The 16,892-nt window shown below is 40.6% G+C and carries 6 protein-coding genes; 2 read left to right on the plus strand and 4 right to left on the minus strand.

Annotated features, from left to right (window positions below; translation table 11 throughout):
* Window positions 1-38: 38 nt before the first annotated feature.
* Complete coding sequence (locus E0W68_RS06030; protein WP_135218508.1) at window positions 39-347, plus strand: ArsR/SmtB family transcription factor; 309 nt, start codon at window positions 39-41, stop codon at window positions 345-347.
* Window positions 348-369: 22 nt separating this feature from the next.
* Entirely contained in the window at window positions 370-810 is a 441-nt protein-coding gene (locus tag E0W68_RS06035; RefSeq protein WP_135218509.1) for an SRPBCC family protein, read from the plus strand.
* 81 nt (window positions 811-891) lie between these two features.
* Here E0W68_RS06035 and E0W68_RS06040 read toward each other — a convergent pair whose 3' ends face one another.
* The 4 genes from E0W68_RS06040 to E0W68_RS06055 all read right to left on the minus strand — a co-directional run.
* Window positions 892-5,121, minus strand: a complete 4,230-nt coding sequence (locus E0W68_RS06040) for a lamin tail domain-containing protein (protein ID WP_135218510.1) — start codon at window positions 5,119-5,121, stop codon at window positions 892-894.
* 310 nt (window positions 5,122-5,431) lie between these two features.
* Window positions 5,432-12,361, minus strand: coding sequence for a T9SS sorting signal type C domain-containing protein (locus tag E0W68_RS06045; protein ID WP_162845808.1), 6,930 nt, complete (start codon window positions 12,359-12,361; stop codon window positions 5,432-5,434).
* A gap of 257 nt (window positions 12,362-12,618) precedes the next feature.
* Window positions 12,619-13,668: an endonuclease gene (locus E0W68_RS06050; RefSeq protein WP_162845809.1), complete on the minus strand. Its 1,050-nt coding sequence runs from the start codon at window positions 13,666-13,668 to the stop codon at window positions 12,619-12,621.
* Window positions 13,669-13,673: 5 nt separating this feature from the next.
* Window positions 13,674-16,892 (minus strand): T9SS type B sorting domain-containing protein (locus E0W68_RS06055; protein ID WP_135218513.1); only part of this gene is annotated, 3,219 nt, incomplete at its 5' end.

The following is a 16,892-nucleotide window of genomic DNA, read 5'->3' on the forward strand; positions in this document are numbered from 1 at the left end:
GTTCCTTATATTTGTAACCGAATAGTTACATAAATAAAATGAGAAGAGATGTATTTCAGGCGATAGCCGACCCGAACCGCAGAGCCATTATAAACCTATTATCCCAACAGGAACTAAACCTGAATGCTGTGGCAGATAATTTTAAGATTAGTCGCCCGGCAGTATCCAAACATATAAAGATACTTGCAGAGTGCGGTTTAGTAACCATAAAGCAGGAGGGAAGGGAGCGTTACTGCCATGCGGAACTATCCAAACTTAGGGAAGTTGCCGAATGGACGAATCGATATAAGGAGTTTTGGAATGATAAACTGGATGCACTGGGCGCTTTCTTGGAAGATGAAAAATAAGTAAACAATAAACATTTATATTATGGAAACAAGTCCTTTAGTCGTTACGCGTACTTATAACGCTCCTGTTCACCGTGTATGGCAGGCATTAACTGATGTTGAGAAAATGAGGCAATGGTATTTTAACCTTGAAGCTTTTAAACCCGAAGTAGGTTTTAAGTTTAATTTTCTTGTTGTTGATGCCGATTGCAATAATTTTCTTCACGTATGTGAAGTAACCGAAGTTATACCTGAAAATAAATTGACCTATAGTTGGAAGTATGATGGGTATGACGGTATATCGTATGTTACGTTTGAACTTTTTGCAGAAGATGATATAACCAAACTTGTGCTTACTCATACAGGTTTGGATACCTTCCCTCCAACAGAGGAACTTAAAAGAGAGAAATTTGAAAAAGGATGGAATCAAATATTGGGAACTTCATTAAAAGAGTATGTGGAGAATAATAATTACAAAAAATAATATCTAAAAAATAAAATCGCCTGAAAATATTTTTCAGGCGATTTACCAATCAAAAATTAATATAAACTATTTCCCGAATATTTAGAACACAATTTTCTTGGACACCGTTCCCTTATCCGTTGTTACCTTCACGATAAGCATTTGCTGTTGCGATTGCAAAGAGTCAATAACCACTTCCGAAGCATTAATACCCGACTGCGTAAACAACAACCTGCCCCGCACATCATAGATAGCAACATCCGCCATCTCCAAGTTTCCGGAAGTAACGGTAATCACTTCATCCTTAGCAAACACCATCACATTATTATTGTTCAGCTCAAATTCAGGATTACTAAGCGGAGCAAGACGATATGTAATAACAAATCGATCCTCAAACGTACCTGCTTCAGAAGCAAACACATAATCAATATACCCAAGGTTCACCGTTTCCTCCGCAACATTATCCGTAAGAAAAATATCCTGCCCCTCCAAGAACAAACCATCCGTATGATCCAAGCTAAGCGTATAACTGCCCGCCTCCGTCACACTGTAGCCCAAAGTCACCGCATCCGTATCCGCAAACGATGCCCTTGCCTGTATCGCCAGTCTATTCTCCTCTAGCGTAGAATACACCTTCACAAGCCCGTCATTCGTCAACGCCTTACCATCCCAGCCATAATCCAGCCCATCCGTAGTCACATCACTATACGCCACCGCCATTTGGCTAAACTCCCCCGAATTACCCGTAAGATTCAACCACCATCTTGAAATATCAAGCTCATTATCCTGCGGACTCATTCGGAAAAACTGTTCATTATTCACATCTGCCCTCATACTATTATTAAAAGTAAGCGTACTTCCTACAGCCTGAACAAAGAACCCCTGTCCGGGATTAATTACCCATGCAGAAGGATCCCCCACAAAAGTATCCGAACCCGTATCACCCCAACCACCGGTTTGCTGATTAGCCGTATAAGCCGCCATGGTTATCGTACAATATGTAGTAGCATCCGGATCATTACGCTTTCTCCAGAAATACAGGGCAGAAGACCCATTTAAAATACCGGTATTAGCCTCATAAAAATCATGAATATTAATAGGCGACGGATAAGGATTCCCCACAAGGTTATACCCGTTGAAAGCCGTTTCCATAGGCACAGTAACCGTACCATTATAAGGCACCCCCACAAAAGTCCCCATCCAAGCCGTACCCGGAGTACCCGCATCCACAAAAGCAGGATGATCATTCGGCATACGAATAAGATAGCCTAAACCCTCTTCAAAATCATTTGCATCAGGATCAATAGCCCCAAACAGGTCAGTCGCTTCATCATAATCATAAAAACGATTAGCCAGCGTCTCCGGAGAAAACCCTTGCAGATTCTGACCGCGCACCGGCGAAGACCAAAGCGTATAATCCAGTCGGTACAACGGAGAGCTCATTTTTTGTACAGTAATCTCCCCCACATTAGTAGCCTCGTTAAGCTGAATCACATTCGCATTATTCTCCACAATAAAATTCTCAGCCCCGTTATTATTCACAATCTCATCGGCTACGGTAATCGAAGTCCCCTCAGCCACCACGACAAGACCACTGTTCACCGTCAGAGTTTTCACCTCAAAAGAACCATCGGTAGCCGTATTATAATCCCCTTCAATAAAAGCATCAATAGTCGTATCAATAACAATAGGAGTAGTATCGGGATATTGCGAAGGAGTCCATTGCGTACCATTCCAAACAATACTTGCCGGTTTAGTAGTAACCGAAGTAGTATTGGAGTTGGTCGATGTACTGTTGGTACTGTAGGCTCTTACTCTGTAATAATAAGTGGTGAACTCGTTAAGACCTGTCACCTCATAAGAGGTTATATTGCCTACATCAAGACCGTTATAGCCGGTTACGAAATAAGGTTGTATTCCACCGTTATACGTATGAGAACCTAAAGTACTAAGGTTAAGACTGCCACTAATCCATTCATTTGAATTATAGGTAGCTGAAGGACCTGTAACAGCCGGATTTCTTCTTACTGTTACATCAACCGCAAAGTTTGATGAATTACCTATTGTACCAAAAATATCGATGAGCACACCATTTTTAAATAATGCAATAGCATCGTTACCGTTAAAATTGATTGCAGCGTTAGTAGTTGTTGCACCTGTATATTGGGTGGCAGAAGCGTTTTTAAGTACTATGGTGCTTCCGTTTGCCAGTGTACCGCTTAGTCCTGCTGATGTAGTAGGGCTTGTACTTCCGTTAGAATATAAAACAAGCTGATAACTGGATAAGTTAACAGCTGCTCCTGTATCGTTGAAAATTTCTAAATATTTATTACTCCCTGTATTTCCTTCATAATATTCTGAAATGATAAGGTCGGGCGCATAAGAACCTTGTGAAAAGTTTTCATCTTCACTTACATCCAGATAATACCCTTCAGCACCTTCTACGGCCGTCCAGTTGGCAATGAATGAACTAGATGTAATTGTTGTAGCGGGAGTAGTTACAGGAGCATCCAGACCACTTGTTGTAAATGATGCCTGGTTTCCGTAGGTTGTTCCCGATCCGTCTGTGGCATAGGCTCTGTAATAATAAGTAGTACCTGCCATAAGCTCTGAAAGAGAAACGGTATAACCTGTACCTGAAATATTATTGCTTGTTTCCTGTGTACCTGCTCCGGGAACAAAATTATTAGTAATGCTGTATTCTATTCCGTAAGCGGTAACGGCGGTGCATCCACCCTCGGCAGCATCTCCTGCAAGGGTTGCTGTTGTTACCGTTATACCCGACGAGCCTCCTGTTGTTACTGTTGCAGGGGTATTTATACCTTCGCCTGTAACTATAACATCAAGTGTAGCCTCAGCATCTGCTCCTGTACCTGAAAGGTTGATTGTATTATCATATACTTGTACTACTGTAGGCGAAAATCGTACCCAAACAGTAACCTGCCCGCCGTTGTAGTTTGTAACAGATAATGTATTTGTATAACCCGTTCCTTCGGTTAGAGAATAACTGAACCCTGTTTGTGCACCCACATTTATTGTTGCGTTTGTACTGAAGTTTTCACCACTAAATATTAAATAGCCATCAGAAGTATTGTTTATACATACCGTATCAAAATTAAGTGACGATTCATCAAGAGTGAAAAAAGGCGCTGCTGCCGAAATTGTAGTCCCTTCTGCTGCAGTGCTATAGGCTGTCTCCACGTTTGCACTGTTACGGGCTTTAACATCAAAACTGTAAGTAGTTTCTTCATCAAGTCCGTTAATTGTTACAGTACTCCACGCTGCTGCTGTTTGCCACACTTCGGTAGCACTTATATTGCCTGATGCGTCAATAAAATTAGTACCGTCTATCCTTATAGCATATTGGGTTGCTGCATTATTTCCATTTACGTCTAATGTTACATCCAGGCTGTTAAAAGTAGCATTGGTAACCAATGGAGTGCCGGGAGTAACGGAATGGGTATAAAAGCTGTATTGAGTACCATAAGATGTACCTGCGCTATTCGTGGCATAAGCCCTGTAGTAATAAAGAGTGTTTGACGACAGTCCTGTTATATTACTGCTAAATGCTCCTGTAGAGGTGCTGGTACCGTTGTTTGTTTTTGTAGATAGCGCAATAGTGGGATTTGAAGAGGTATTCCATACTACACCGCGTGTTGTGCTTGCACCGCCAACGTTGGTTACATTACCCCCGCTTATGGCGGAATTAGTTGTAATATTGGTAGTAAGTATTTGTGTAGTGGTAACAGCAGGGGCAGAAGCAGCCGCTACAACGGTTCCGTTAAAAGTGAAATCGTTTATACTGTATGTACCCGATGCGCCTGATGCGCCCCACCCGTAAAAACGAAATGTAATTGCCGTAGTTATATTTTGATAAGCAGCAGCAGAAAGGCTTATTGTAGTTCCTGTTGCTGAAGGTGAGCCAATATTTGCTGTATAGCCATCAAGACTGCTTCTAACAGCAAAAGAACTTGGTCCTGTGCCTGATTTTTGACCTGTATATACAAAACTCACAAAATTTATTTTGTATCCTGCATTTGGAGTTATGGTAAATTGAAAATAAGCAGTAGCATCTAAACTGCTCGTGTTCCAAGAGTTTGCATTATACCTGCCACTTCCTGCGTTTGCACCTATGCCGGAACCTCTGCCGATACCGCTTGCGGTTATATTAGCATTTACTACTTGCCCGGAAGTATAGGGGTTACTTGCGCTGGGATTACTATCTGTAATGGAGTTAGTAAAAATTGATTGTCCCCATGAGACACTGAACATTATACAGAATAACAGCGTTGCTATTACCTGAAATAAATTTTTGGGTGATTTTTTTTTCATAAATTAGTTACTATTTTTTGTTTAAATACTGAATGCCAAATACATACAAAGTATATAATTATATATTAACTAATTATTCATTGGAGGTAAAGCTGTTGTTATTTTAATTTTGTAGTTTAACTATTTATAAAATAGCGTTTTAGTTTAAATAAATCGCCTGTTTAGATTAATTTTAAGTTAAGTGGTATCAAAATATTTAATTTTAACATATTGATTATCAATATGTAATTATTTATTAAATAATCATCCCCTTGCAGCACGCTGCAAGGGGATGATACTATGTAGATAAAAATAAATTAATCTCTAATATTTAGAACACAATTTTCTTGGACACCGTTCCCTTATCCGTTGTTACCTTCACGATAAGCATTTGCTGTTGCGATTGCAAAGAGTCAATAACCACTTCCGAAGCATTAATACCCGACTGCGTAAACAACAACCTGCCCCGCACATCATAGATAGCAACATCCGCCATCTCCAAGTTTCCGGAAGTAACGGTAATCACTTCATCCTTAGCAAACACCATCACATTATTATTGTTCAGCTCAAATTCAGGATTACTAAGCGGAGCAAGACGATATGTAATAACAAATCGATCCTCAAACGTACCTGCTTCAGAAGCAAACACATAATCAATATACCCAAGGTTCACCGTTTCCTCCGCAACATTATCCGTAAGAAAAATATCCTGCCCCTCCAAGAACAAACCATCCGTATGATCCAAGCTAAGCGTATAACTGCCCGCCTCCGTCACACTGTAGCCCAAAGTCACCGCATCCGTATCCGCAAACGATGCCCTTGCCTGTATCGCCAGTCTATTCTCCTCTAGCGTAGAATACACCTTCACAAGCCCGTCATTCGTCAACGCCTTACCATCCCAGCCATAATCCAGCCCATCCGTAGTCACATCACTATACGCCACCGCCATTTGGCTAAACTCCCCCGAATTACCCGTAAGATTCAACCACCATCTTGAAATATCAAGCTCATTATCCTGCGGACTCATTCGGAAAAACTGTTCATTATTCACATCTGCCCTCATACTATTATTAAAAGTAAGCGTACTTCCTACAGCCTGAACAAAGAACCCCTGTCCGGGATTAATTACCCATGCAGAAGGATCCCCCACAAAAGTATCCGAACCCGTATCACCCCAACCACCGGTTTGCTGATTAGCCGTATAAGCCGCCATGGTTATCGTACAATATGTAGTAGCATCCGGATCATTACGCTTTCTCCAGAAATACAGGGCAGAAGACCCATTTAAAATACCGGTATTAGCCTCATAAAAATCATGAATATTAATAGGCGACGGATAAGGATTCCCCACAAGGTTATACCCGTTGAAAGCCGTTTCCATAGGCACAGTAACCGTACCATTATAAGGCACCCCCACAAAAGTCCCCATCCAAGCCGTACCCGGAGTACCCGCATCCACAAAAGCAGGATGATCATTCGGCATACGAATAAGATAGCCTAAACCCTCTTCAAAATCATTTGCATCAGGATCAATAGCCCCAAACAGGTCAGTCGCTTCATCATAATCATAAAAACGATTAGCCAGCGTCTCCGGAGAAAACCCTTGCAGATTCTGACCGCGCACCGGCGAAGACCAAAGCGTATAATCCAGTCGGTACAACGGAGAGCTCATTTTTTGTACAGTAATCTCCCCCACATTAGTAGCCTCGTTAAGCTGAATCACATTCGCATTATTCTCCACAATAAAATTCTCAGCCCCGTTATTATTCACAATCTCATCGGCTACGGTAATCGAAGTCCCCTCAGCCACCACGACAAGACCACTGTTCACCGTCAGAGTTTTCACCTCAAAAGAACCATCGGTAGCCGTATTATAATCCCCTTCAATAAAAGCATCAATAGTCGTATCAATAACCACCGGAGTAGTATCGGGATATTGCGAAGGAGTCCATTGCGTACCATTCCAAACAATACTTGCAGGTTTGGTAGTAACGGCTGTAGTATTAGAGTTTGCCGATGTACTGTTGGTACTGTAGGCTCTTACTCTGTAATAGTATGTAGTAAGTTCCTCAACGCCTGTAACAGTATATGATGTTACATTACCTACGTCAAGGTTTTCATACCCTGTAACAAAAGTTGATTCGCTTGAAATACCAACTACGGTTAGGTCATCTACAACTATTCTGTTACCGGAGTTTACAAGTTCTATTGTTATATCTCCGGGGATGTTAAGTCCTGTAATGTTAAACGGATTGGGGTTGGTATCGCTAACAATTATATCTTCCCCGTATTGTGTACCATTTATAAACACCTGAAGTGTAGAGTTTCCTGAAAAGACTCTTTTATAATTAAAGCTTAATGAAACCAAACCACCTGATATTGGAGTAGTATTAGTTAAATGTCCTACTTTAAAACTAATTGCATCTCCGTTAAGATCTTGGTCTGTTCTTGCATCGGTTGCTTCCCATTCTATGCCATTATCGCCAGTCCACGTTCTGATTGCGTAATTAGATTGGCTACTTCCAAGATTAGAAAAAGTTTCAGTATTTGTACTTCCTGCCACCTCAGTTGTAAATTCGGGTGATGTACTTACATCTAAGTAGTATCCTGTAGCTCCTGTTACAGCCGTCCAGTTGGCAACAAAAGAGTCTGATAAAACAGTAGTTGCCTCAGTGGTTACAGGAGCATTTAAATTAGTAGTTGTAAATGATGCCTGATCTCCATATACCGTACCTGAGCCATCTGTAATATAGGCTCTGTAATAATATGTTGTTCCTGCACCAAGTGAATACAGTGCTATCGAGAAATCGGAATCGGTAAGGTTATTGCTCTCAATTTGTATACCCTCGCCAACTGTAAAGCCATCAGTAATGCTGTATTCTATTCCGTAGGTTGTTATAGCCGTACAACTTTCAGCACCTTGTCCTGCTATTGTAGCTGATACTTGTGTGATATTTGATGCCACTCCTGTTACTGCTGTTCCCGAAGTGTTTATACCTTCGCCTGTTACGGCTACGGTAAGGCTATCATCTGTACCGCCTCCTGTTACGGGTATCTCACCGTTATAGGAAATTTCATCAACAGGGGCAAATCTTACATATATATTAGCAGATAAGCTTTCATCTGACTCAGGCGTAAATGTTAGACTCTCAGCATAAGTGCCTGTAGGGGTTACAGCAAAAGTATAACCTGTAAGTGGTCCTACCACCACATCTTCATTAAGGTTAAGTCCTGTAATGGTAAAGTAGTTATCAATTGTAGTTGTTGTATTTATACACACACTGCCAAAGTCTTCAAGCGTAGTTGCTTCAAGATAAGGAAGCACAATAGCTGTTGTAACCTCAATAGTATTAGAGTTTGGCGAAACTGCGTTGTAATCGATATTTTCTGCTCTCACTCTGTAGTAATAGGTAACTCCTTGTTCAAGCCCTGTTACTTCATAAGAGGTTACGTTGCCTACATCTAAATTTTCATACCCCTCAACAAAAGTTGATTCACTTGAAATACCTACTATGGTAAGGTTATCTATAGCAACTCTACCGCCTCCTGAGTTTACAATTTCAATAGTAATATTTCCCTCAATATTCAAGTTATCTATGCTAAATTCATGTACAGTAGTGGAAGGATTTACAACAGCAATATCTCCTCCATATTGCGTACCATTTATATAAACTTTAAGGGTAGATTCTCCGCTGGTAAAAACCTTCTGGTAGTTAAAGCTAATCGAACTTAAACCTCCCGGAATAGGTATTGTGTTAATTAGGTGTCCTTCTCTAAAGGAAATTGCGCTACTACTATTTATAGATCGGTCTGTTCTGGCATCAGTAGCTTCCCACGCTATACCATTGTCACCAGTCCATGTTCTTGTTATATCTGCTGATGCCGGGGCACCCATATTAGAAAAAGTTTCCGTATTCGTACTTCCTGCTGTTTCAGGTATAAAATCAGAACTTGTACTTACATCTAAGTAGTATCCTGTGGCTTCTGTAACGGCTTCCCAATTGGCTGTAAAGCTATCGCTTTCAATGTTTGTTGCATCGGTAGCTACTGGTGCCTCTACTGTGTAAGGTAATGTTGTAAAACTAACTTCGCTGCCATATACCGTACCTGCATTATTAATAGTATAAGCCCTTACATAGTATAGTGTTGAAGGTTCTAAATCTGTAATAGCAACGGTATAAGCACCTGCTCCTGTTTCTGCGGCAGCTTGCTGGATAACACCGGCATCTCCGATAGCAGGAGTGGAAGAAGTACCATATACTATTCCGCGCACTGTAACTGCTGAGCAACCTTCGTCAGTAACATTACCACCCAAAGTTGCTGTAAATACATCTATTAACGAGGCATTTGCAGTTGTTACTGTAGCCGGAGTATTTATACCTTCACCTGTTACGGCTACTGTAAGGCTATCGTCAGTACCGCCACCGGTTACAGGTATATTGCCATTGTATGAAATTTCATTAACAGGGGTAAACCTTACATATACATCTGCCGATAAAGTTTCATCGCCTTCCGGCGTAAAAGTTAAAGTTTCTGTATAAGTACCATCGGAAGTTGCAGAAAATGTGTATCCTGTAAGCGGACCTACAACCACATCTTCATCAAGGTTAAGCCCTGTAACGGTAAAATAATTTTCATTTGTAGTTGTTGTATTTATACAAACGCTGCCAAAATCTTCAAGTGTTGTAGCTTCAAGATAGGGAAGGGTTATGGTTGTAGTAACTTCAATGGTATTAGAATTTCCCGAAATAGCATTCGATTCTGCATTTCTGGCCCTAACCCGATAATAATACGTTACACCTTGCTCAAGCCCTGTTATTTCATAAGAAGTTACATTACCTACATCAAGGTTTTCATAACCTTCAACGAAAGAAGGTGTAAAAGTACCATCAAAAGTGTGGCTGCCTAATTGTTGAGTATCTATGCTATAACCTGTCCATTCTGTAGCAAGAGTAGGGAATCCTACTGCCGGGTTACCAAAAGCTGCGTCTCCTGTATCCGGATTAATTGTAACACCACCAAGTACGTTTGAGTTTCTTACTAAGGTTTTGTTTACTGTTTCAAGATTTCCTCCTGCACTCCAGGATGTCCCGGGGTCGTAGCCTATACTACCAATTATATCTACAAAAGAACCTGTACTTATTTTATACAACGTTACCGCGTCATCACCATTAAAGTTCATTATAACACCACCCTCTATCGCATCATAATAAAGCGTACCTGAAGTATTTCTTATTACCACAGTTTCACCGTTATTAAGTGTGCCTGATAAAGTTTGATGAACATAATCATTAAGACCATCACCATTAAAATATACTCTTATTTGATAATCAGATAATTCAACAGCTACTCCTGTACCGTTATAAATTTCAAGATATTTATTAAAAGAATTACCTTCTATATATTCCGAGAAAAATAAATCGGTTGCTGTAGTACCTATGCCAAAGTTTTCATATTCGCTTACTTCTATGTAATATCCCTCAGCTCCTGTTACTGCCTCCCAAGTTGCCGTGAAAGAAAGAGATTCAACAGTAGTTGCATCAGTAGCTACCGGAGCTTGTAATGATAGTGTGCTGAAGCTTGACTGTGTGCCATATATGGTACCTGAACCGTCAGTAATATAAGCTATATAATAATAAGTTTCCTGAGGCAATAACGAAGTAAGCGTAACAGAGAAATCAGTACCTGACAGATTACTGCCAACAACTTGTATTCCTGTACCCGGAGTAAAGCCATCAGTGGTACTGTATTCAACACCATACGCGCTTATAGCCGTACAGCCACCTGTTATTGCCTGTCCTGCTGTAACAGCCGATACTTGAGTAATGCTTGATGCGGTACCTGTTACTGCGTTGCCCGGAGTATTTATACCATTTCCTGTTGCCGGTACTGATAATTCTGCCGGATCACCACTTCCTGTGCCGGAAACTATAATATTTCCGTTATAATTCGTTACACTACCGGGAGAGAACTGTACATAAACGGTAACTGTTTCATTATTGTAATTAGTGATAGTAAGGTTATCTTCATACGTTCCTCCCTCTGTAAGTGAATAGCTATATCCTGCAAGTGCTGCCACATTCACATCTGAACCGGCATCAATGTTTTCTCCTGTAAAGGTAAACGATCCGCTTCCTGTAGCATTTGTACAAACATCTCCAAAATCTAAAGATGCGCTATCAAGAGTAATGAAAGGGGCAGAGGCAGATAGAGTTGTTATTTCAGCAGTGCTGCTGAAAGGAGTTTCCAGTCCGCTTGTATTTCTTGTTTTTACATCTACACTATAAGTGGTATCCGCATCAAGTCCTGTTGCGGTTATTGTACCCCATACTGCTGCGGTTTGCCATACTTCACTATCTGTAAGTTCGCCTGAAGCATCTATATATTGTGAACTGTTTACCCTTATAGCATATTCCACAGCACTATTATTGCCATTTCCATTTAATGTTATTTCAAATGAATCAATAAAGGGGTTTCCTAGCACAGGTGCCCCCGGAGTGATAGCTGCGGTATAAAAACTATATTGAGTACCATAAGCAGTACCGCCGGCATTAGTGGCATAAGCTCTGTAGTAATATTGTGTATTTGAGCTAAGCGACGAAAGAGTACTGGTATATGAACCTGTGGCAGTACTTGTCCCATCACTGGTTTTAGTAGAAAGGCTAACAGTAGGGTTGGCAGAAGTGTTCCATACCACACCACGCACTGTACTTGCTCCGCCGGTACTGGTAACGTTACCACCGCTTATAGCTGAAGTACTCGTAATATCAGCATCAAGTATTTGGGTTGTAGTAACGGTTGGAGCGGCTAAACCGCTTGTCCATTCGAGGTCATCAATAATAATTCTATTATTATTCCCTGATATATTTTCAATACGTATATTAATGTTACCTGTTACATTTATATTTTCGCTAAACTCCGTAGCAGACGTACTTGAAACAGTTATATCACCTCCATATTGTACGTCATTTACATATACTCTCATTACAGAATTATTTGAAAAAACTCTTGCGTAATTGAAAGTTAATGTTCCCATACCTCCGGATATTGTGGAAGTGTTTACCAAATGTCCATTACCTCTAAAGCATATCGCATCGCCAGTAAGGTTTTGGTCGGTTCTGGCTTGAGTAGCTTGCCAACCAACTCCATTATCACCTGTCCAAGTTCTGGTGGTATAGTTAGTTTGGCTACTACCTAAATTTGAAAAAGTTTCATACCCCTGTGCCCATAGATTGCAGGTAGCCAGCAGTAGTATGGACATAACAATTTTGGTTAGTAATTTTGTTGTCAAAATTTTCATTATAGTTTGTATTAGTTAATATTTGGATGCTTCCGGTGAAGTCAATTGAATGGACTACAAAGTTTCAATTCCTATATTAACTAAGGGTGTTTTATATGTAAAAAGACCGTTACTATAACGTTAACTTGTTCAAAATAAGAAAACTCCATTATTGCTAATGGAGTTTTGCTAAGAAGATTTATTCTTAAAGATAGTTTTAAATTTATTTGTATTCTGAATTATTTTAACAAAATACGAAAAGATTTTGTTTTGTTGTTTTTAACTATATTTAAAATGTAAATACCGGATTGATTACCTTCCAAATCAATTTTATTATCTGCTGATGTGCTTTTTACCTCTTGTCCCACCATATTATATAGGGTATAGGAGTAATTATGATTATCGGCATTATCAACATAAACAGTGCCTGTAGTAACTGTAGGATAAACAATTAAATCTGTTTTTAAAAAGCTGTCACTATTGAGCAACCATGTGTTTTCGGCGTTAGGACCATTCCATATAATGGTAGCCAGATAAGGATTGTCTATAAAAGGGTTTCTGTTGCCCTGCATGTCATTCAATACATTATTCCTGTTCATTTCATATTCACTCACAGGATCTTCGGCATTCCATTCTAAAAAGATGTCGGGCATGTCTTCACTATGTGTAGTATCTCCTGAACCAACTACTATTGCTAAACATTGCGATTGGTAGCGTACGTACATATACATCATCATCCTTGCTATATCTCCTTTCCACTCGTCGCCCGGATAGAAATACCCTCCTGATACAACGACCGCATCTCCTGAACCATCGGCAAAACGCTTGTTACTTCGCGAGTTATTCATGTAAAAATCTATTGGTCGGAGGTGGTGTGCATCTGATCCCGGACCTTCGTATTCCAAATTCGGATTTCCTAATGAACGGGGATAGACGTGTTCTCTTACCCATTGACCTTGACAGCCTCCACTTGTATTGTGGCAGCTTTCATCTTTATCTCTTGTTCTGTCATTATCCGGGTCTTCATCATTATCATTATATCCGTATATCAATAAAACATTTTCAGTATTTTCAGGATCAAGATCTCCGGCTTTTAAAGCGTTCCACACATCGGGCGTATAGTCCAATTCATTTACATGAGTTTCGCTAATAAGTACTGCCAGTTCATCTTTTAAATCATCACCTGTTAAGCCAAAATTTACAGAGCTGTAATATTCCGGTATTTGTGCCAAGCAGTAAAATGGCAATAGTAAAAAGGCTAATATCCTTGTCATTTTCTTTTTTGTCATTATCATTATCTTAGTAGTGAAAAGTGTGCTTTAAACTCTTTATCTGTTCCGTTAGAAGATCGGTACAGTAATTTAAACCAATAGTCTGTAGCAGGAAGTCGTTCACCATTATACGTTCCGTCCCAGCCCACTTGTCCGGGTCTTATTACTGATATCACTTTTCCATATCGATCATAGATATAAATAACAGCATCTTTTTGTCCGCTTAATCCCTTAATATTCCAGGTTTCGTGCTGACCGTCACCATTAGGACTGAAGAAACGAGGATAGTTTAAGGCATATACTTCTAAAACAAGAGGGTCACATCCGTTTTTATCGTTAACAGTTATTGTATATAAACCCTCTGTTATGTTTGTAAATACATTTTCATCCTGAAAAGCACCTCCATTCAAACTAAACTCATAATCGCCTGATCCGCCTATTACATTTATTGTAATGGTTTGGTTGTATTGGAAATCAGTGGCAACTTCGGCAGTGGCAACTGCTATAGAAGACACAGCCACAGTAGTAGTAGCGACACCTATGCACCCTGTGTTAAGGTTAGTAGCCTCTACACTATATTCTCCGGGTTCATCAGCAATAATAAATCCTGAAATATATGGTAATACCGTCCCATCTTTTGTCCATACAAAACTATGATTTCCGTTAGAAAGTCCGGTGTTAAGCATTACGTTGTTATATTCTTCTGTCTCCAAGTTCTGACATATATAATAGATATCTTCAAGATCAGGCTTAGGCAGAGGGTTGATACGCACTGTCATTGTAGCTGCATCCGTACACTCAGTACCCACAGTATAGCTTATAGTTACCGTACCTGCTAATAAGCTTGTTACAAAACCGGTTTCATCTACTGTTGCAATATTTTCATTACTGCTTGACCATACCCCATCTAAAACTACATTAGCCAATTGCGTGGTCTCTCCTTCACAAATTGTGCTGTTACCTGTTATAACTCCCGGGTTAGGAGCGGGGGCAGGAGGGTTGTCAATAGTTATAGTATCGGATACTTCCGTACATCCTGCACTATTTCTTACTGTTATAATATAATCACCCGGTGCAATATTTGTAAATGTAGTAGTGCCTTGATAATTTATTCCGCCATTTATGCTATAAGTATGACCTATGCCTATAGGGCTGGTAACAACTATTCTTCCTGTATCGGTAAAACAGTCAGGCTGTGTAACCACATAGGTTGGTACCTCAGGTGTAGCAGGCTGCGATTGTATAATTCTCGTTACAGGCAAGGATATACATCCTGCGGCATTTTGTGTTCTTATTGTGTATGAGCCCGGATCAAGATCAGTAAAAATAGGACTTGTTTGATAGTTTATACCATCAATAGTATAAGTAAGATCTGCTCCCAGCGGATTTGTAACCTCTAAAGTACCTGTTGCTGTTGTACAAGTAGGATTAGTAACAGTAACTGTAGCAGGAACCGGAACTGACGGTGGGTTATTGATAGTGAAAGGCGTAGGGTTACCAGAAATACATCCTGCTGCATTTCTTACATAAGCAAAATGATTACCGGGAGCTATGCCATAAAAAGTGGTTAACGGCTGGTAGGTTACCCCATCAATACTATACATATAACCTGCTCCAAGAGGAGATTGAATAGTTATACTTCCTGTACTGTTGTTACACCCGGGCTGATTGACATTCACAACCGCATCGTCAGGTAAGTTAGGCGCGGGGTTTATTGTTACATTTACAGTTGAGGAGATACATCCTCCAATAGTATTTCTTACTACTATTTGATAAAGCCCCGGAGTAAGATTATTGTGTACTAAATTTGTATCATAGGAATTTCCGTTATCAATACTGTATTCTAAGTTTGCTCCTATAGGCGAAGTAATAGTTATAGAGCCAAAAGGGTTGGCACAGGTTGGGTTTGTCCTGACATAACCTGCTGCGTTAGGTACAGGAGGCGCAGCGTTAATAGTTACCGTTTGCGGATTAGCCGACACGCAACCTGCTGCATTTTTAACTAATATATTATAATTTCCTGCCGGCAAGCCGGTATAATTAGTAATACTCTGATATGTATTTCCATTGTTAATACTATAGGTTAATCCCTGACCAATAGGGCTGTTTATGGTTATACTGCCAAATTGATTATTACAGTTGGGCTGTGTAAAAGATACATCAGCATCAGCAGGGATAGCAGGAGCAGGGTTTATGGTTGCCGTAACGGTGGAAGTACATCCATCAGTATTTCGGGCAGTAATAGTGTAATTACCAGGATCATAACCTGCAAATGTTGTAGAAGCCTGATAAGCACCAGTGTCAATTCGATACGTATATTCAGGACCAAGAGGACCTGTAACTTCTATAGTTCCCGTTGTATCATTACATCCTAAAGGAGTTATTTGAAATTGAGGTGTTGGGATAGTAGGTACATCATCAATAGTCGCAGTAACCGGACTTGACACACACCCGTCACCATTTCTCACCATTACCGTATAGTCGCCCGGATCATATCCTGCAAATACATTCGAAGCCTGATACGTAACCCCGTTATCAATACTGTACTCAATCCCGTTACCCGTTTGCGCAGTAACCGTAATCGTTCCTGTAGCCACTGTACACGTAGGCTGTATATAAGCCACCGTTGCATCAGCCGGCGTATTCGGAGCCGGGTCAATAGTTGCCGTAACCGGACTTGACACACATCCATCGCCATTTCTCACCACTACCGTATAGTCGCCCGGATCATATCCTGCAAACACATTCGAAGCCTGATATGTAGCCCCGTTATCAATACTGTACTCAATCCCGTTACCCGTTTGCGCGGTAACCGTAATCGTTCCTGTAGCTACTGTACAGGTAGGCTGTATATAAGTTACCGTTGCATCAGCCGGCGTATTCGGAGCAGGGTCAATAGTCGCCGTAACCGGAGTTGACACACACCCATCGCCATTTCTCACCACTACCGTATAGTCACCCGGATCATATCCTGCAAACACATTCGAAGCCTGATATGTAGCCCCGTTATCAATACTGTACTCAATCCCGTTACCCGTTTGCGCAGTAACCGTAATCGTTCCTGTAGCCACTGTACACGTAGGCTGTATATAAGCCACCGTTGCATCAGCCGGCGTATTCGGAGCAGGGTCAATAGTCGCCATAACCGGACTTGACACACACCCGTCACCATTTCTCACCACTACCGTATAGTCACCCGGGTCATATCCTGCAAACACATTCGAAGCCTGATATGTAGCCCC

This window comes from Flavobacterium salilacus subsp. salilacus (assembly GCF_004634195.1).
GTDB classification, from domain to species: domain Bacteria; phylum Bacteroidota; class Bacteroidia; order Flavobacteriales; family Flavobacteriaceae; genus Flavobacterium; species Flavobacterium salilacus.

Coding starts and splice junctions, on each gene's coding strand:
- E0W68_RS06045 (WP_162845808.1), bottom strand. CDS start 12,361: ATGTCCATACTACTGCTGGCTACCTGCAATCTATGGGCACAGGGGTAT.
- E0W68_RS06030 (WP_135218508.1), top strand. CDS start 39: ATGAGAAGAGATGTATTTCAGGCGATAGCCGACCCGAACCGCAGAGCC.
- E0W68_RS06035 (WP_135218509.1), top strand. CDS start 370: ATGGAAACAAGTCCTTTAGTCGTTACGCGTACTTATAACGCTCCTGTT.
- E0W68_RS06040 (WP_135218510.1), bottom strand. CDS start 5,121: ATGAAAAAAAAATCACCCAAAAATTTATTTCAGGTAATAGCAACGCTG.
- E0W68_RS06050 (WP_162845809.1), bottom strand. CDS start 13,668: ATGACAAAAAAGAAAATGACAAGGATATTAGCCTTTTTACTATTGCCA.